This window comes from Nitrincola sp. (assembly GCF_048264025.1).
In the GTDB taxonomy this organism is placed as follows: Bacteria; Pseudomonadota; Gammaproteobacteria; order Pseudomonadales; family Balneatricaceae; genus Nitrincola.
Window position 1 is genome coordinate 57,602 of sequence record NZ_JBLXDN010000012.1, and the last position, 18,252, is coordinate 75,853.

Sequence of the window (18,252 nt, forward strand, 5' to 3'; positions counted from 1 at the left end):
AAAACAGATAATTGCTACAGTTTTTCCTGTAGTTCTGGCACTGCCTCGAACAGGTCGGCGACCAGACCGTAGTCCGCCACCTGGAAGATCGGTGCTTCCTCATCCTTGTTGATCGCGACGATGATCTTGGATTCCTTCATGCCCGCCAGGTGTTGGATGGCGCCGGAGATGCCCACAGCGATATACAATTCTGGCGCCACGATCTTGCCGGTCTGACCGACCTGCATGTCGTTGGGCACAAAGCCGGCATCGACAGCGGCACGGGATGCACCCACGGCAGCACCCAGCTTGTCGGCCAGTTTTTCCAGAATGGCGAAATTTTCGCCGTTGCCCATGCCACGACCACCGGATACGACGACCTTGGCCGCGGTCAGTTCTGGACGGTCGGACTGCGCCATCTCTTCAACGACGAAGTCAGAGGTACCTGAATCATGGACAGCAGCCACGGCTTCCACGCTGGCACTGCCACCGGTTTCGGCGGCGGCGTCGAAAGCGGTACCGCGTACAGTAATCACCTTGATCGGGTCCAGCGACTCGACGGTCGCGATGGCGTTACCGGCGTAGATCGGACGCTGGAAGGTGTTTTCGGACTCAACGGCAGTAATGTCGGACAACTGTGCCACATCCAGCAGAGCTGCGACGCGCGGCATCACGTTCTTGCCGGTGGTGGTCGCCGGTGCGATCACATGGCTGTAGTCCTTGCCCTGCTCTTTAGCCAAATCAGCTACCAGCTTGGACAGGTTCTCGGCCAGCTGGTGTCCGTAAGCCGCATTGTCTGCCACCAGCACCTTGCTGACACCGGCAACCTGTGCAGCGGCATCGGCCACGGCACCGCAACCTTCGCCCGCCACCAGCAGGTGCAGTTCACCGCCGATCTGGGAAGCCGCAGTAACGGCGTTCAGAGTTGCACCCTTCAGGGTGCTGTTGTCATGTTCTGCAATTACCAGAATAGCCATCAGATCACCCCCTTATACGACTTTGGCTTCGTTTTTCAGTTTGTCGACCAGCTCATCCACGCTGCTGATGCGGATGCCCGCCTGGCGCTCGGCCGGCGGCGTCACTTTCAACAGACGGGTGTGAGCCTTCAGCTCGACGCCCAGGTCAGCCGGCGTTTTCACGTCCAGCGGCTTCTTCTTCGCCTTCATGATATTCGGCAGAGAGGCATAACGCGGCTCGTTCAGACGCAGATCGGTAGTGACGATCGCCGGCAGGTTCAGCGCAACGGTCTGCAGGCCGCCATCGACTTCACGGGTCACGCTGGCCTTGCCGTCTGCAACCTTGACCTCGGAGGCGAAGGTACCCTGCGGCATATCGAGCAGCGCACCCAGCATCTGGCCGGTCTGGTTGTTGTCGGAATCGATGGACTGTTTACCCAGGATGACCAGCTCCGGCTTCTCTTCCTCAACCACCTTGGCCAGCAGCTTGGCCACGGTGAGAGACTCCGGCATTTCGTCGGTCTCGATCTGGATACCACGGTCGGCGCCCAGCGCCAGTGCGGTACGGATCTGCTCCTGGCAAGCCTTAGGACCGATGGAAACGACCACCACTTCAGAGGCGGTATCCGCTTCCCTCAGGCGTACGGCCTCTTCCACGGCGATTTCACAGAAGGGGTTCAGGGCCATTTTGACGTTGGCCAGATCCACGTCGGTGTTGTCCGACTTGACGCGCACCTTGACGTTGTAGTCGATGACTCGTTTTACGGAGACTAGTACCTTCATAGTCACTTCCCAGAATAGATTGATATCATGCTTTTAAACACTATTTGTAACTAACTAGTTAGTATAGTAGCAGCATGCTATTTATCTAGCAACAGTCCATTGAATGAATACAAAATGGTCTTATAGCAGGTAATTTGAGAATTTTTCCCCTATATACAAAGCTTAAATGAGGGCCAAAAAAAGCCCGGTACAATAGTACTCGGGCTATAACACAAGACTGGTAGTCTTACGTAGAACAGGGCATGACAATTAGCAACTAGAAAGAGCTACGTATGAGGTCGCTCGCTTTCTCAGCAATCATGATGGTTGGAGCATTGGTGTTTGAGCTGACCAAGCTTGGCATTACTGAGGAATCCACAACCCGTAGCCCTTCCACCCCTCTCACCCTGAGCTCAGGGTCGACAACAGACATATCGTCCAAACCCATCTTGCAGGTACCAACCGGGTGATAACATGTACGCCCATACTGCCGGATATAGTTCTCATAATCCTTGTCAGTTCGGACGTGCCCTCCTGGCATATGCTCACCCCGGATATACTTGCTGAATGCGCTCTGAGCCATAATTTCACGCATCTGTTTTACCCCCTCTACCGACATACGTAAGTCATAAGGGTCAGCTAAATAATTAGGGTCAACAATAGGCGAGTCTGACGGGTCAGCGCTATTCAAGCTCACAGCCCCACGACTGCGAGGCCGGAGAAAATAACTGTTCATTGTGACACCTGCGCCGGACTGCACATCCGGTATGCCCTCTTCAACGCCAGCACCCGACAAGAAGTGGAATTGAGTATCAACCGTATCCGACGATTTGTCCGCATACCAGAAGGCGCCGCCCTCAACGATATTCGATGCAACCGGGCCCTTTTTGAACAGCAGGTATTCAAGCCCAGCCCATAGCATCCAGTGAGGCTTGGCATATTTATCGAAGCTGTATTGCCCATTCAGTTCATATATAACATCTGTACCAAAGTGGTCCTGCAAGTTTTGCCCGACACCCGCCAAGTCAGCATGCACATCAATTCCCAGGGAGCGCAGATGGTCAGCAGGCCCAACACCAGATAGCATCAGAAGTTTAGGAGAACCAATAGCACCAGATGCCACGATCACTTCCTGGGAAGCCCGAACCTGCTCAACCTTGCCTTTGCGCTGGAATTCCACGCCAACCGCACGGCCATTCTCAATCAAGATACGTGTCGATACACAGCCATCCCAAATATCAAGATTTCGTCGCTGACGTGCATCATTAAGGTAGCCAACAGCGGCTGAGCAGCGTTTCGCACCACGTGTTGTGGTCTGATATAGACCACAACCATCCTGTTTTTTCCCGTTGAAGTCAGGGTTGTAAGGCAACCCCGCTTGCTGGCAAGCCTGCACAAAAACCTTGCTCATACGATTTGGGCTAATTGGATTGGAGACACCAAGCGGCCCTCCAACACCATGATAGCCATCAGCAAGGGTGTCGTTATCCTCAGACTTTTTGAAATAAGGCATTACCTCATCATAAGTCCAGCCTGAACACCCCTCGGCTTCCGCCCAACGGTCATAATCCTCACGAGCCCCACGAGTGAAGACTTCAGCATTGATGGATCCCCCTCCTCCGATAACACGCGCTTGTGCAAACGGGATTTCCCGGTTATTTACATGGCGCTGAGGTGCGGTTGTAAGCCCCCATGTAAGCGGGCCTCCCGTCATCTTGAAGAAACCAACAGGTATATGGATATAGGGGTTTCGATCTCTCGGTCCCGCTTCAAGTAGCAATACTTTAGCGTCTGTCATCTCGCTTAGCCGAGAAGCCAATACACAACCAGATGAACCGCCGCCAACTATGATATAGTCGTACATACTAACCTCCGTAACGCACTCGTCACTCTACGAGCCACTTGTGGCGCTTACCAAGATGCACATGCACCGATTTCACTTCAGTGTACTCCTCGAGACCATAGGAGCCCGTCTCACGACCATAACCTGACTCTTTGAAACCTCCAACCGGAAGCTCAGGCCCACCACTAATGGTAGTATTTACCCAAAGGCGACCAGCCTTCAGGTCGCGGAACCCTCGAATGGCATTATCCAGATTGGATGTCCAGATACTTGCAGCCAGGCCAAAGCAAGAATCGTTGGCAATGCTAATGGCTTCCTCATAAGTGTCGAACGACGTTATACAGAGTACCGGACCGAAAATCTCTTCCCTGAAGATCGACATTCCAGAATCGACCTTATCGAAGACAGTCGGCTGGATGAATAGTCCCGGCCTATCCCCCAACACATCGCCGCCAGTAACCAACTTGGCACCTTCATTCTGGCCTTGGCCAATGTAGCGCATGATGGTTGTGAACTGACGCTCATCAATGATTGCCCCAACCTGGGTTTCCTCGTTGAGAGGATCGCCAATTTTCACCTTCGCTGCTCGTTCAAGCAAACGTTCACAGAACTCGGCATGAATTGAACGTTCAACGATAAGTCGACTACCACTTACACAGCACTGACCACTATTGAACAGCAGCCCGAACAAAGTACCGTCGATCGCAGCATCAATGTCGGCATCTGCGAAAACAACCTGTGGATTCTTTCCGCCCAGTTCCAAACCCAGTTTTTTAATATTTTTGGCAGAAGCAGCGATGGTGGACTGACCGACAGTTGTCGAACCGGTGAACGACACCATATTAACGTCATGATGCTCGGTTAGCGCCTTACCAATTACCGAACCCGGGCCAGTTACAACATTGAAAACCCCATCCGGCAGGCCAGCTTCCTTGAGTAGGCCCGCAAGCATCAAGGTTGTCCCTGAGGTAATCTCTGCTGCCTTGGCTACCAAGGTGCAACCCGAAGCTAGAACGAAGGGATAACGCTCAGATGCGATAAAGAATGGAAAATTCCACGGGGTGATTACACCAACTACGCCCACAGGCTCTCGGGTAACAAGCCCAAACATCGACTCGCCCAAGTTATTAAAACTCTCACCATGAATCGCACGTGCCATCCCCGCCGCATATTCCCAACAGCCAGCTGCGCCAAGAATTTCTCCACGAGACTGCTGAATTGGCTTACCGGTCTCAAGCGTTTCAACCAGCGCCAACTGCTCTGCATTTTCTCGAATAAGTGCGGCGGCCTTCAACAATACCTCCGCACGTTCAGCGCCACTGATACGCGACCAGACACCGGCGTCAAATGCATGGCGTGCCGCTGAGACGGCAGCATTCACATCGACTTCACCACCTCGAGGATATTCACTGACCGGGATCCCGTGGGCAGGACTATTCCGAACGAAAGTACTTTCAGCACTCCCATCTGTCCACTTGCCATCGATAAACATCTGATAGCGCTTAGCGGTCTTGGGTAGTCTCGAATCCGACATATTGACCGGAACAAAGTTAAAACTCATAACGGCGTTCTCCGTTTTGTTGTTATTCAAATCTTGGGGCACGCTTTTCGCGGAATGCATTGACGCCTTCCTGCCCATCGACAGATCCTCGACAAACAGATGCGGCCAGCTCGTGCACTGGCGCAAATTTTGTAGTTTCACTGATTGCATCAAATACCTGTTTGGCAGCGGCTATAGCTGTCCTTGAGCGCTGACAAAGCCTTTCAGCCAAAGCTTCCATCGCCTGATCCAACTTTGATACCGGAACAACCTCGTAAACCAGGCCACATCCTTTCAAACTCTTGGCATCAATAAGATCACCGGACAAAACCAGACTACGAGCTCGTGCTACACCAACGCTTTGAACCAAGCGAGCACAGCCCATCCAACCAGGAATAGCCCCAATACCTGTTTCTGGAAATCCGAGCTCAACATCTTCAGATGCGATACAAAAATCAGCTGCTAGTGCCAGTTCGGCGCCTCCGCCCAACACGAGACCTTGTAAACCACAAATTACAGGAACCGGAAGCTCGGAAAGGCGCTGAAAAATTCGATTGCCCTGCCTAATCCACTCAAGGCCCATTTGATGAGGACTTAACCTTCCCCAGTCATTAACATCAGCACCGGATGAGAAAAAGCGCTCACCCTCTGCGGTAATCAAAACCACGCGAATGTCATGGTTGCTTTCAATTTGACGAAGCGCCCCTTTAAGCTCCTCCAGCATAGATGCCGTCAAAGCGTTACAACGATCAGCACGCTTTAGAACGAGTCGGGCAGTATCATTCACGACATTGAATGTAATCACGCAACCACCATAAGTAACCAACTAGTTAGTATACTAGCACCTTTTTTTAGGTTTCGACAACTAGCGATGTGAGCCAGTCAGAAATCCCGCGAGGCGCCAACACACTTGCAAAACCAATACTAGACAGGTAAAAGCAAGCCCAAGACAGCCAATTGCAAACATAGAATCACGGTCATGAAGATGGATACTACACCTGAGAAAGCAAGAATCAGGGACCCAGAGGCAACACAAAAACGCATTCTTGATGCTGCAAAAAAAGAATTCGCAAAGAAGGGACTAGGCGGAGCTCGCATTGACGAAGTTGCCGAGCGCGCGAAATCGAACAAGCGCATGATTTACCACTACTTCGGTAATAAAGAACAGCTCTTTCAGAGAGTCATCGAAGACGCCTACCTAGATATCCGCGCAGCAGAGCAGAAGCTGAACCTGGAGCAGCTACCACCTCGTGACGCGATTGAAACCCTGGTACGTTTCACTTGGAACTACTACTTAAAACATCCTGAGTTTCTGACTCTGGTCAACAGCGAGAACTTGCATCGTGCCAAACATCTGAAAAGTTCAGAGGTAATCCAAGAGGCACATAGCAGCATGGTCAATACTGTTAGCCTCATTCTTGATAGAGGCGTACAGGAAGGAGTCTTCAGGGCCGGTATCGACCCCGTACAACTCAATATTACTATTGCTGCAATTGGCTATTACTACCTGACCAACCGCTTCACCGGCTCCATCATCTATGGTCGTGATCTTATGGACCCGCAGGCCCTGGAGGCACGCATTCAATTCAATATTGAAACCATCCTTCGAACACTAGGCCCCGACTAAATGGGAGAGACTACTCTCCCCTGATCACGATCTCTTCCAGGTTTCCAACCACTGGCTGAAACTCCATACGCTCGATAACGTCTCGCTGAGCATCCACCCCTTTGGCAACGGCGACCAGTTCGACGCCATCTGCCGTTAAGCGAAAAACCGCTCGTTCAGTCACGTAGAGCACTTCTTGCCCACGACGAACCGCTTCAGCACCGCTAAAAGTAACATGCCGCACCTGCTTAACCAGCTTCGGAATTTCCCCCATGGAGATAAATTCAAGCGCTCCATTTTTGACAGCAACGCTCAAACCCTTGGCCTCGAACGTGCCACAGAACACAACTTTACGCGCCCCCTGAGTAATCTCTACAAATCCGCCAGGACCTACAACAGATGCCCCCAATTGAGAAACATTCACATTACCTTGCGCGTCCATCTCCCCCATTCCAAGAAAAGCGATATCGAGGCCACCACCAGCAAAGAAGTCGAACTGTTCCAATGAGCTCACGATCGCTTCCGGAAAGCGTGCTGCTCCAAACAGGGCTCCATCGAGAAGCTCACCATTGTGAATTCCCTGTTCGACCATTTCCCAACAGTTACTGACAACCTGAGGATCACTCACTGCCGAAATACCACCAGGGATACCAAAACCATAATTAACCGTCATTCCTGCACGGAGCTCACGAGCAGCCAAACCTGCAATGATACGACGGACGCCTTGCGGTCCTTCCTTACAGCCCGATCGACTAGAAGGGAGAGCTTGTCCAGAAAGAGCTGGATCGTATTCACCAGCATAACTTTGATGCTGTTCCGGATGATGTACCAATACATCCACCATCACGCCCGGCACTGTTACTTGACGCGCTGGTACAAAGGGTTCTTCCTGAATACCTTTAACCTGTGCAATAACAAAACCACCGCTGTTGTGTGCAGCAAGCGCCACAGCATAGGCGTCCATATCAGCGGGTTCATCTGCAGTCGAAATATTCCCATGAAGATCGGCACGAGAGCCGCGCAATATGCCTACATCAATCTTAATCGGCTTATATCGAAGGTAAGGGCGACCATCAAGCTCGATACGCTCTACGATATCCTCTGATGCTGTCGGGCTGCACTTTCCTCCACCATTTTCAGGGTCAGCAAAAGTCCCCAACCCAATAGGCGTGATAACACCTGGACGACCCGCCCCAACCTCACGCAAAAGAGTCGAAATAACACCTGCTGGCAACGTGTAGGCTTCAATCTCACCATCCTTTGCCATGCGTTGCAGCTCAGGAGCCCAAGACCAGTGCCCCCCAATTACTCGCTTTACCATTCCTGGTTGAGCGAAGTGACCAAGGCCGCCACCCTTGCCATTTCCAATACCTAAAGCATGGACAATTGTCAGACCACAGGGGTGGCCCGTCTTACGGTACCGATCTCCTAGAGCATCAAGCACCAGATCAGGCTCCATCAAACCTCCACCAGAACCTGTCAGAGCCAATGTCGCGCCATCGGGGACTCGCGCTACCGCTTCCTCTACGCTCAACTGCTTGATCTTCATATTACATCTCCGAAATTCGATCTAAACCGCATAGCTAACTACTAACGGTAATGCCAATAACGAAAGATTACTAACCAGTTAGTTACTTTGTCAACCAGAATTATTCTTCACCGAGACTAGCCATCACTCACCGGTCTCTACACAAGGTAAACCAATACCCGAACACACAAGGAACTACCTCCCGCAATCATATGCGACAGATAAGACGCACGGAGACAGACTTCAAAGTCATAGACCCTTAAAGCCGAGTTCAAACAAAAAATCGAGGAATAAAGAGATAGATACAACAGGGGAGCCAAGGTGCTGCCCTTCAGCCCTGAAAGGCAGCACCTCGACTATAGAGCATTACGAGCTCACGAAATTTCGTCAGCTATATGCATTGAAGGGGAAAAATTTACCAACAAAGATCTCACAAGTCACAACGCTCTATTTGGTGTTACCACCACCACTCGGCCTGGATACCTGCAGTCCAGCCATCGGTATCGTCGGCATAAGTGTCGCCGCCGACTTGACCTTTAAACTCATCATCCCAGAATGCATATGTTCCAAAGAAACGCACTACCGGCCTGGCCCAATACCCCTTGCCCGCACCAATCTGGAATGCGGCAGCAGTTTTTGTAACCCCAGCATCGGTAATACCGTTATCTACTCGGTCATACCCGAGGTCAAAAACCCAGCTCAGATGATCGGTCACAGCAATCTGGGGCCTTACACCAACACTGTACCACTTGGTTGAAACGGTATTGCCAAGTGTCGTCTCATCGGTTTCACGATAGAGCGCTGTAAAGCCAACATCCACATCTTCAGATGCAGAAAAAACCAAGTCAGTAGCCAACTCAAAAGTATCAATATCTTCAGTTGTACCGTTATTCATTAGCGGGTTGGGTGTAAATGCATGCTGAGGAACAGCTGTACCCTCGCGATAGAGGGCCCGGACTGTATTTGAGCCTTTGCCATCAAACAGGCTCTGGGTATGCCAGACACCAAAACCATAGCCTGACTCACTATCCAGGCCCGCGATCTCGTCCTCAGGGCGCACATTATAATATGCCCACAAATTTAGAGACCCACCATCATTGACCGCCAGGTTTTTCAGCCGGAAGTCCAACCCCATGGAATCCACTGCGTAACCATCCCGGTTATCCTCACCGTGGATCAAAGCTGCACTGAAATCGCCACCAGCAAACTTCAGATTCTCAATACCTGCACCAGCCTGGCTATTCTGAGCAGTATTAAGCCAGAAATGGTCAGTCATATAAGTGATTTGTCGATCATAATACCGACGACCAACCCAAACCTTAGTTCCATCACCTACAAAATTATCGAAACTAATGTATGCCTGAGCTACATGATCAAGGGTGATATCAATTCCGCTGTCGTGAACCGTATATCCATCCAACATCAGATAAGCCTGAACAGATGGATCAGATGGATCCTTCGATGCATCGAAAAATTGTCGGTAATTGAATGCCATTTCAAGATTGGTATCAGCCTCATTGCCAAGTCGGTAGTTGGACCCAGCACCTGGCGCTGTAAACTCAACCAAACCTTCACCATCTTTAGAAACACCAAGCCCTGTTCGAATATAACCTTCGAAACCTAGAGTACTCTTGTCAGTAACATCGATTGCAGCCATTGTCATGTTCGAAGCCATGAGGCTCGAAATCAAACCAGCGAGCAAGTAGCCGTGCTTCTTATTAAGATTGTTTTTCACGGTTATTTCCCATTTTAGTTTCTGTTTCTTTAGGGAGCCTTTCTTGGCATCTTGCACCAAGATTTATGTAACTAACTAGTTAGTAACGAAAAGAGATGTTATAGTGCTTCTGCACTGAGTGCAAGCCCAATGGTTACTGAAAGATGAAGCCATCTTCAGAAATCAGATGGAGGCAGTGCCTAATCACATGCTTGACAATCCAAAATGCGATTAAAACCATAAAAACAATGAGTTAGGAGAATATCATGCTTGGTGGAATTAGTGTTTGGCAGCTACTGATAGTCTTGGCCATCATCATTTTGCTGTTTGGAACCAAGAAACTGCGCCACCTTGGTGGCGACCTTGGTGGCGCGTTGAAGAGCTTCAAAAAAGCTGTCGATGAAGAACCCTCTGAAGCCCAGTTCGATGCTAGCGCAAAGAAGCTGTCTTCGGAGCAGAGCAATGAGTTCAGTAATCACCATGCGGCTAATCACAAAACCGATCTCAGTGCTAATAGGTAAGAGCGCCTTCGATGTTTGATATCGGCTTCTTAGAACTACTTGTTATCGGCGTAGTAGCGTTGCTTGTTCTCGGCCCCGAACGCCTGCCCCATGCAGCTCGTACCTGCGGCCTTTTGCTAGGTAGAGTCAGGCGTTCATTCTCCTCAATTCAGTCCGAAATTCGTGACGAATTGAGAGCTGAAGAACCACGAAGGACTACAGCCACTGATAGGAGAGCCCCAAAAAAAGAAATGGGAGAGGTCAATCATGTTCTTCAACAGCAACCAGCTGCAGAAAATTATCAGCCGAACAAGACTTCGAAGCGTCTTTCAGACCCACATGGCTCTATAGGATGTACTGACAATGGTGAAACGTGATGAGCAAATATATAGATAAAGAACAGAGCGTTGCGACGCACCTTATAGAGTTACGTCAACGCCTGCTACGCTGCTTCATGGCAGTGCTGATTATTTTTCTCTGCCTTTTCTACTTCGCTAATGAACTCTATACTTGGCTGTCAGCTCCTCTAAGCACGCTATTGCCGGAGGGTACCAGCATGATAGCAACTGATGTTACCTCCCCTTTTTTCGCACCGTTCAAGCTAACATTGGTTCTCTCCGCTTTCTTAGCAATGCCATTTTTGCTGCACCAAGCCTGGAGCTTTATAGCACCAGGCCTGTATTTGCATGAGAAGAGGTTAGCTATCCCTCTACTGCTATCCAGTATATTTCTGTTCTATTTGGGCATATCCTTTGCTTACTTTGTCGTATTTCCTCTCATCTTCGATTTTTTCACCAGTGTCGGACCAGAAAATATTGCGGTGATGACTGATATAAGTAGCTACCTGAATTTTGTTATCAAGCTTTTCTTTGCATTCGGTATCGTATTTGAAATTCCAGTCGCCACCCTACTGCTACTCTGGTCACGAGTAGTAAGCGTAGAAGAACTCACTTCAAAGCGGGCGTATGTAATTGTTGGCTGCTTCGTACTGGGTATGTTGATGACACCACCAGACATCATCTCACAAAGCCTTCTGGCTGTTCCTATGTGGATGCTTTTTGAGCTTGGGATCTTGCTGGGAGGCCTTATAGTCAAGCACACAACCCGAGACTAATAAATTCGATGCAACTCATTCAGATGGCCAATTTGAATCACCAGATACTACACTAGGTGTAGGTATTAGTTTCACTTGTAGTATGCAGGGATTCATACATGTTCTCGTGCATTCGGCGCAGCCTGAACGAATGAGTTCTGGTCACAACCTGCATACATCTGGAGAACAACTATGAAAGTCATGACCCCGCAAACCATTGAAGCTGTCAGCGATGTTGTCTGCGATCTCTGCGGTGGTAGCACCACAAAGGGGAACGGATTTACACCTGAGTTTGCCACGCTGCAGGCCGACTGGGGGTACGGCTCAAACCATGATGGTGAGCAATACGAGATTCACCTGTGTGAAGGTTGTTTTTTCTCGACACTGGCGACCCTGAAAGAGCAACACCAGGCTAATCAAACCATTTCAGAACACGCGGCAGAGGCCCCTTCTGCGTTCAAGCCTAGCCGCAAACCTTCGTGATCTCCCGAACCAACAGCCAGCTTTCACCGCCTCGCTCAGGCAGCCAAACTTAGAATTCGGAGCTGAGTCATCGTGAACTGACAGGATCTGCTGGTCACTACTTCGTATTGCTCAACGCACCCAGGTATGTCACTCAGATCTAAAACCAACTCGGTACAAACAAGCCATCAGACTCATTAATCTGTGCATCAACCGCCAGCAGCGCCCGTGCGCCCTCTTCAGGGAGCAAATTATCGAAGAACCACTGGATTGGCCTCTTACTCGATCCATCCTCAATGCTGCCTGCTGAACACGGCAGCATTGGGCACAAGTCGAACAACGTCCACTCTGGATCGTAGTCAAAGGCCCTGAGGTTGTTATGCTCCCGAAGTGTGCCGACCCTGGTGTGGTTCGACCACACCACTAACGTGCGATCTGAGATAGCCATTTTGCACGCCTATGGTCGGCAATACTTGTATCTTGAGAAAGCAGCGTATTCTTGAGTAGATCGGACGCATCACCGGGTAAATCAACGGTTACCTCAATGCCCAGCTCTTCCAGTAATTTCAGCAAAAGCCCAGCCTGGATAGTAGCCTTGCCCTTTTCGACATCCACCACGTACTTGTGACTGCACCCAGCCATTGCTCCCAGATCGTCCTGACGAAGCCCTTGGGCTTTACGTGTAAACCGAACAAGTGTTCCGATGTCCTCCACGCTCTCTATTTGAAGCTTCATAAAACCCTCTAAAATAACCGTACGGTTATAGTATACCGGACACTAGAGCCTTTACAAAAAATATAACCGATCGGTTATAGATGTAACCTATTAGCGTATTACGGGCATAAAATAACCGTTCAGTTATATTTACTATTGATGTTAGTAGTCAGGGGGAGAATTAAACAGTGACCGCTCAGCGAACCCATCTTGAGCACAATGCGCTGATCACACGCTTCCACCCTGACCAAGCTCTTTCCTCTACAATGGCATGAACTGCGTACCATCAGATCAGATCGAGTTTTCAGCTCCGACACTTCTTCAGGGTTATCGGTTATCTCACTGAGGGCGTTGTCGGACATGAGTACGCCCATAGCGACGTTTCTTCCGGCTGCAGATAGACCAGACTGTCATTGCAACGCGCAGCAAACCGCATAGCAACCATTATTCAGGCTTATCTGCACAAGCAGCGGGTGGTTAAAATACTATCGAGGATTGATCAGATAGTTGTTGCTCCTCTTGTATATAAGCTCTTCATTAATCGTCATACGATCCGCCACACACCTAAAAGGTACATTGATACAGCTGTAAGCGCATTGCAAAGGCCGTCCCTCCCTGGCCATCTAACTGCCTGTTGGCCTGCTTGACTAGCTCAGAACCACTGCCCCCCTCCAAGCCTGTCTCAGATTCGCTCACCGAAGGTCATTTTATGTGTAAAAAATGATTTTATCCTTGTGACAGTATCAACTGTCGATAAGTGACAAAAAGTGTCATACACAGCTAGCCAAAATCTAACAAAACCATCATAATGTACTGATTATATGGCACTTTATGTGATCTAAGACTGACAATGCATCTTAGCGACTTCATTCTCATAACCCGAAGGTCGTTGGTTCAAATCCAGCCCCCGCTACCAAATTCAGAGAAAGCCGATTTCGAAAGAGATCGGCTTTTTCGCTTTTAGAACAACGGGATACGAACTGGCAGCTCGTCGGGCTCAGCCCTTGATAACCCCGGGCGAAGGTCGTTGGTGCAAATCCAGCCGCCGCTACCAAATTCAGAGAAAGCCGATTTCGAAAGAGATCGGCTTTTTCGTTTTTAAAGCAAAGAGGTATGAGCCAACCTCACTCATCTAGCTCAGCTCTTGATTGGTAGCAACGGGCTAATCATCCCTTCGGCTAAAAGCCCACTGCCCTATCCTGCTATTTATCCTTTTTCGGTTTGTCCTTGTCGTGCCCCTTACCGGGGTTATTGTCACCATGGACACTGCGATTCTCATGTTCTTTCTTGTCAAATTTATCTGACCGACAGTCATCGGTTTTAACCGTCACATTTTCGCTTTCCAGCTTGATGCAATCCTTACTGATCTCGATATTGTCACCAGATACGGTGATCTCGGCATGGGCCGCTGACAACGGGAAAAGGAGAACCGCTGTGATCATCAGTACTTTTTTATTCATGGCCTTCCTCCCTTGTGTGGGGGTATGGGTACGCATCGTTCTGGTGCAATAAACCAGCTCGGACAAAGCCAGTTTGGCTTTGCGCATCTCACAACATTCCAGGTAGCGCTGGATATATCTGCAGATTACTGCCATTTCCTCACTCGAACGATCCTTGAGACGCCCTAGGATAATAGTCAGGGAACAGGAATTACCATATTCAGGCAACCGTTTCAGTCGCGCTCAGGCTCATCCGAGGCTTGTTATTTCTCTTCATATAGCGCCACAAACTCAGCCGCAGGCATTGGCTGGTAAAACAGAAACCCCTGCGCCATACGGCAGCCAATATTATGCAGTAGAGAGGCCTGCTCCTCAGTCTCGATCCCTTCTGCCACAACGGAAAAATCCAGCTTTTCCAACAGCTGCATCACTCCTTGTAACAGGGTTGTAGCACGTTCATCCTGGCAAAGATCAGCAACAAAGCTGCGATCAATTTTGACCACATCCAGCGGCAAGCGGCGCAGGTAGGTCAGGCTGGAGTAACCTGTACCGAAGTCATCCAGCGCCAGGCTGAAACCCGCCTCACGCAGACCCTGCAAACGCTCAAGCACGCAGTCCGCCAAATTGATAAAGGCGGTCTCGGTAATTTCGAGTTCAATACAACTGGGATCCAGCTCATAATGCTGCACGGTTTTCAGGCACCAACTGACCAGATCCGGTTCCTGCAGCTGCTTGGCCGAAAGGTTGATACTGATGCATGGCAGCTTCAGTCCTGACCGAGCCGTTTCCTGCAGCAGTTTGCAACTGCGCACAAATACCCATCGATCCAACGCCACGATCAAGCGGCTTTCTTCGGCCAGCGGGATAAAGTCGACGGGCGAGATCAGCCCCTTCTCGGGATGATTCCAGCGCAGCAAGACCTCTGCCCCCGTGACTTCACCACTCGGTAAGGACACCTTGGGCTGCAGATACAGTTCCAGACCCAGATCAGCCTCCGGCTGAGTCGCCAGCATAAGCTGTTGCTCCAGCATCAAGCGGCGCCACATGGCGTTGCTGATCGCTTCGTCATAGAAACGAAAACCATCACGACCGGACTGTTTAGCCGCTGCCATGGCCGTTTGAGCCGAGGCCAGCAGAGTATCGGCATCCTCGGCATCCTTCGGTGCCAGCGCAATGCCTGCCGAGGGGCTGAGGCGAATAACTTCACCCTCCAGTGAAACCGGCTGCTGCAGCAGCTGAATACAGCGCACCGCCTGACGGGCGATATCGGTCAAATCGCAGGAGTTCAGCTGCAGAATCACAAACTCATCACCCGTGAGACGATACAGCTGCAAGGAATTGCTGGTCAGCTCCCGCAAACGCTGACTGAGGCATCGAATCAATTGATCCCCGCCACGCATACCGAAGCGATCATTGATCGGTGACAGCTGTCCCAAATCCACGCACATCAGCGCAAGTGGCGTCAGCTCATCGACATTGCAGCCCAGCTGCTGATGCAGGGTTTGAATCAGCTTGTGACGGTTGCCGACCCCCGTTAGCGGATCGGTAAAGGCCAGCTGCTCGATTTCAGCCTCTTTGGCCCGCATTTCGGTCAAATCATGTAACACCGAAACGTAATGCGTGACCTGCTCATCCTGCCCTCGCAAGGCACTGATCGACATCCACTGCAGATAGACTTCACCCGACTTGCGACGGTTCCAGACCTCCCCCTGCCACTGCCCATGCTCCCTTAGCGCAGCATTCATCAGGTCATAAAAAGCCTGATCATGATGATTGGAACGCAGGAAGCGAGGGGTGAGTCCACGGATTTCACCGAGCGAGTAACCCGTAATCTGGGTAAAGGCCGGGTTGATACGCTGAATACGCGCATCTGCATCCGTGACCATGATGCCTTCGATGGTGCTATCCAGAATACGGTCTGCCATCGCTTCCTGTGTTTGCAAGGCCTGCTGCAGACGAAGATCCTGACCAATACCGGTAAGGCCGGTCACACACCCCTGTTCATCCAGATGCGCCAACACACGGAGTCTGAAAGGGATTGCACGTCCATCAAGTGCACGAAACTGGATCGCGCCTGTCCAGGCCCCTGTGGATATAACCTGGGGAAAAATTTCTTCACGTAGCAGGCGCAGATTTTCCTCGTCGTGGAAATCATGCACATACATGGGGTCGGTGTGGAAATCATGATCCAGAGCGACACCCAATGTACGTCGCCCCGAGCGGTTCATGAACTCAATGCGATAATCCTTATCCAGACTGGCAATAAAATCCCCAGTCAGATCCAGGAACTGGCGTTGTTTATCCATCGGTGTACCGTTGCACATTCTTATTATACGGACTGCCGACACCAGAACTGGTGTGCGAGCGCATTCAGTTCTGTTGCCACCGTTAATACCTGCTGACCCGCATGAGCACTTTGCTCGACAGCCACCAGGTTTTGCTCAGACAGAGCCTGAATAGACACAATACTCCGATCTATCTCACTGGCAACGCTGCTCTGCTGCTCAACCGCCGAGGCGGTTTGCACACTCATATCACTGATACATCGAATCGCGCTCAGAATCTTGTCCAACGCCTGTACAGTTTCATCGCTTAATCCAACACAGTGATCTGCCCGTGCACGTCCCTGGTTGATGGTTTCCACAGCGTTACGGGCACTGCCCTGCAGCTGCTCAATCATGGCGCGCACTTCACCGGTCGAATTCTGCGTCCGCAGGGATAAAGAGCGCACTTCATCTGCGACGACGGCAAAACCACGCCCGGCCTCCCCGGCCCTGGACGCTTCAATGGCCGCATTCAGCGCCAGCAGATTGGTTTGTTCCGATATATCAGTAATCACATCCAGCACATTGGCAATGCTGCGGCTATGGTCGCTCACCTGAGCAATCACCGCTTCGGCTTCCTCGATATGCGCCTGGAGATCGTGTACCGCTGTGGTTGTGGCTTCAACGGTGCGCTTGCTGTGAGCCACCTCGCCAACAGCCTCTTCGGCCGCCTGGGAGCTCTGTTGAGCATTGGTCGCCACTTCCTGTACGGAAGCAGACATTTGGCTAATGGCTGCTGCAGACTGCTCCATCTCAATTGATTGCTGGCGGATGCCTGTGTGCGACTGGCTGACCGCTTCGCTCAGTATTTCAGCATCGTCCTTAAGCTGCCTCGCCGAATCATCCATTCGCCCCACCAGCCCATCACACTCTGAACCCAACTGTTTAATCACCAGTCGAATCTGGCCTATATCATCCTGACGACCGGTGTACACAAAGCGAGCCACGGGGTCATTCAAACGCTGTTGGCACTCTGCTACCAGTCGACGCCAGGGCGACAGTACCAACAACATGCCCGCCAACATTAATGTCATCAAGGCAGCCCAAATCATGGGACTTTCTTCGGGATGCGACAGGTTAAGTGCCAACCCGGCCAGCCCGGGGATCAGGACGGCTGCCAATAAGCGCCCGGTCAGTCCCAGGCTCGCCCAGGGATTAAATGACAGCGGATTGCGCCCGGCCATCAGACGGGGATAAACCTGTTCCGCCCGGGCAATAGCCTCGGGGGTCGCCTTGCGACGTACGGATTGATACTCACAGACCCTGCCATCACGCTCTACCGGCATCACGAAGGCGTCTACCCAATAGTGATCACCGTTTTTACAGCGATTCTTAACCAGTCCCATCCAGGTTTGGCCGGACTTCACCCGTTGCCACAAGCCCGCAAATGCGGCCGGAGGCATATCGGGATGACGGACGATATTGTGATTGTGTCCAAGCAACTCTTCAGAAGTGAATCCACTGACGTCTATAAAGTCAGGGTTAACGTAGGTGACCGCTCCCTTGAGGTCGGTGGTTGAAAGGATGTTCGCATGTTCCGAGACGATTTGTTCTTTTTGTGTCACCGGTTCATTAATTTTCATCACAGTCCCTTGCCTGCGGCAAAAAGTTCACTTTGTTGGTATTGTTAGACAAAACATTACTCTAGTTTTTTAGGCCTAACAATAACCCTACAAAGAATGATGGCATATTAGTTTTACCGCATTTTTACATGCACTTTTTTATGCCTGCGCGCACAATATTGGTGCGTAAAAAACAGCTATTTCCCTGATAAATACCCATTTCTCCCCGG

General features: G+C 50.7%; 17 protein-coding genes. 5 read left to right on the forward strand and 12 right to left on the reverse strand.

Annotated features, from left to right (window positions below; translation table 11 throughout):
* Positions 1-14: 14 nt before the first annotated feature.
* The 5 genes from ACN0R1_RS10725 to ACN0R1_RS10745 all read right to left on the reverse strand — a co-directional run bounded on the left by ACN0R1_RS10725 (position 15) and on the right by ACN0R1_RS10745 (position 5,906).
* Positions 15-956, reverse strand: coding sequence for an electron transfer flavoprotein subunit alpha/FixB family protein (locus ACN0R1_RS10725; protein ID WP_417582648.1), 942 nt, complete (start codon positions 954-956; stop codon positions 15-17).
* Between the two features lie 12 nt (positions 957-968).
* Positions 969-1,718, reverse strand: a complete 750-nt coding sequence (locus ACN0R1_RS10730; protein WP_417582650.1) for an electron transfer flavoprotein subunit beta/FixA family protein — start codon at positions 1,716-1,718, stop codon at positions 969-971.
* A gap of 256 nt (positions 1,719-1,974) precedes the next feature.
* Positions 1,975-3,561: a GMC family oxidoreductase gene (locus ACN0R1_RS10735; protein ID WP_417582652.1), complete on the reverse strand. Its 1,587-nt coding sequence runs from the start codon at positions 3,559-3,561 to the stop codon at positions 1,975-1,977.
* Positions 3,562-3,583: 22 nt separating this feature from the next.
* Positions 3,584-5,101: an aldehyde dehydrogenase family protein gene (locus ACN0R1_RS10740; RefSeq protein WP_417582654.1), complete on the reverse strand. Its 1,518-nt coding sequence runs from the start codon at positions 5,099-5,101 to the stop codon at positions 3,584-3,586.
* 22 nt (positions 5,102-5,123) lie between these two features.
* Positions 5,124-5,906: an enoyl-CoA hydratase/isomerase family protein gene (locus tag ACN0R1_RS10745; RefSeq protein ID WP_417582656.1), complete on the reverse strand. Its 783-nt coding sequence runs from the start codon at positions 5,904-5,906 to the stop codon at positions 5,124-5,126.
* A 153-nt stretch (positions 5,907-6,059) separates the two neighbouring features.
* Between ACN0R1_RS10745 and ACN0R1_RS10750 the strand changes: the two genes are divergently transcribed.
* Entirely contained in the window at positions 6,060-6,707 is a 648-nt protein-coding gene (locus ACN0R1_RS10750) for a TetR/AcrR family transcriptional regulator (RefSeq protein ID WP_417582658.1), read from the forward strand.
* Positions 6,708-6,717: 10 nt separating this feature from the next.
* Here ACN0R1_RS10750 and ACN0R1_RS10755 read toward each other — a convergent pair whose 3' ends face one another.
* Positions 6,718-8,235 carry a CoA-transferase gene (locus ACN0R1_RS10755; protein WP_417582659.1) on the reverse strand — a complete coding sequence of 506 codons (1,518 nt, stop codon included), beginning with the start codon at positions 8,233-8,235 and terminating at the stop codon, positions 6,718-6,720.
* Between the two features lie 436 nt (positions 8,236-8,671).
* Entirely contained in the window at positions 8,672-9,949 is a 1,278-nt protein-coding gene (locus tag ACN0R1_RS10760) for a carbohydrate porin (RefSeq protein WP_417582661.1), read from the reverse strand.
* A 245-nt stretch (positions 9,950-10,194) separates the two neighbouring features.
* Between ACN0R1_RS10760 and tatA the strand changes: the two genes are divergently transcribed.
* The 4 genes from tatA to ACN0R1_RS10780 all read left to right on the forward strand — a co-directional run bounded on the left by tatA (position 10,195) and on the right by ACN0R1_RS10780 (position 12,004).
* Positions 10,195-10,449: a twin-arginine translocase TatA/TatE family subunit gene (gene tatA / locus ACN0R1_RS10765; RefSeq protein WP_417582663.1), complete on the forward strand. Its 255-nt coding sequence runs from the start codon at positions 10,195-10,197 to the stop codon at positions 10,447-10,449.
* An 11-nt stretch (positions 10,450-10,460) separates the two neighbouring features.
* On the forward strand, positions 10,461-10,805 hold the full coding sequence (gene tatB, locus ACN0R1_RS10770) for a Sec-independent protein translocase protein TatB (RefSeq protein WP_417582665.1): 345 nt from the start codon (positions 10,461-10,463) through the stop codon (positions 10,803-10,805).
* The gene (gene tatC, locus ACN0R1_RS10775; protein WP_417582667.1) at positions 10,805-11,542 is read left to right on the forward strand and encodes a twin-arginine translocase subunit TatC; all 738 of its coding nucleotides are present in this window, start codon (positions 10,805-10,807) and stop codon (positions 11,540-11,542) included. Before tatB ends, tatC begins: the two co-directional genes overlap by 1 nt.
* A 171-nt stretch (positions 11,543-11,713) precedes the next feature.
* Positions 11,714-12,004 (forward strand): hypothetical protein, encoded by a 291-nt coding sequence (locus tag ACN0R1_RS10780; RefSeq protein WP_417582669.1) that lies wholly within the window; start codon positions 11,714-11,716, stop codon positions 12,002-12,004.
* A 139-nt stretch (positions 12,005-12,143) separates the two neighbouring features.
* On the opposite strand, the gene ACN0R1_RS10785 is transcribed toward ACN0R1_RS10780, so the two are convergent.
* The 5 genes from ACN0R1_RS10785 to ACN0R1_RS10805 form a co-directional block, all read right to left on the reverse strand.
* Positions 12,144-12,431, reverse strand: coding sequence for a HipA N-terminal domain-containing protein (locus ACN0R1_RS10785; RefSeq protein ID WP_417582671.1), 288 nt, complete (start codon positions 12,429-12,431; stop codon positions 12,144-12,146).
* Positions 12,407-12,718: a helix-turn-helix domain-containing protein gene (locus tag ACN0R1_RS10790; RefSeq protein ID WP_417582673.1), complete on the reverse strand. Its 312-nt coding sequence runs from the start codon at positions 12,716-12,718 to the stop codon at positions 12,407-12,409. Before ACN0R1_RS10790 ends, ACN0R1_RS10785 begins: the two co-directional genes overlap by 25 nt.
* Before the next feature lie 1,181 nt (positions 12,719-13,899).
* Positions 13,900-14,244: a CG2 omega domain protein gene (locus tag ACN0R1_RS10795; protein ID WP_417582675.1), complete on the reverse strand. Its 345-nt coding sequence runs from the start codon at positions 14,242-14,244 to the stop codon at positions 13,900-13,902.
* Between the two features lie 155 nt (positions 14,245-14,399).
* Complete coding sequence (locus ACN0R1_RS10800; protein WP_417582677.1) at positions 14,400-16,442, reverse strand: putative bifunctional diguanylate cyclase/phosphodiesterase; 2,043 nt, start codon at positions 16,440-16,442, stop codon at positions 14,400-14,402.
* Positions 16,443-16,465: 23 nt separating this feature from the next.
* Complete coding sequence (locus tag ACN0R1_RS10805) at positions 16,466-18,043, reverse strand: methyl-accepting chemotaxis protein (RefSeq protein ID WP_417582679.1); 1,578 nt, start codon at positions 18,041-18,043, stop codon at positions 16,466-16,468.
* Positions 18,044-18,252 lie beyond the last annotated feature (209 nt).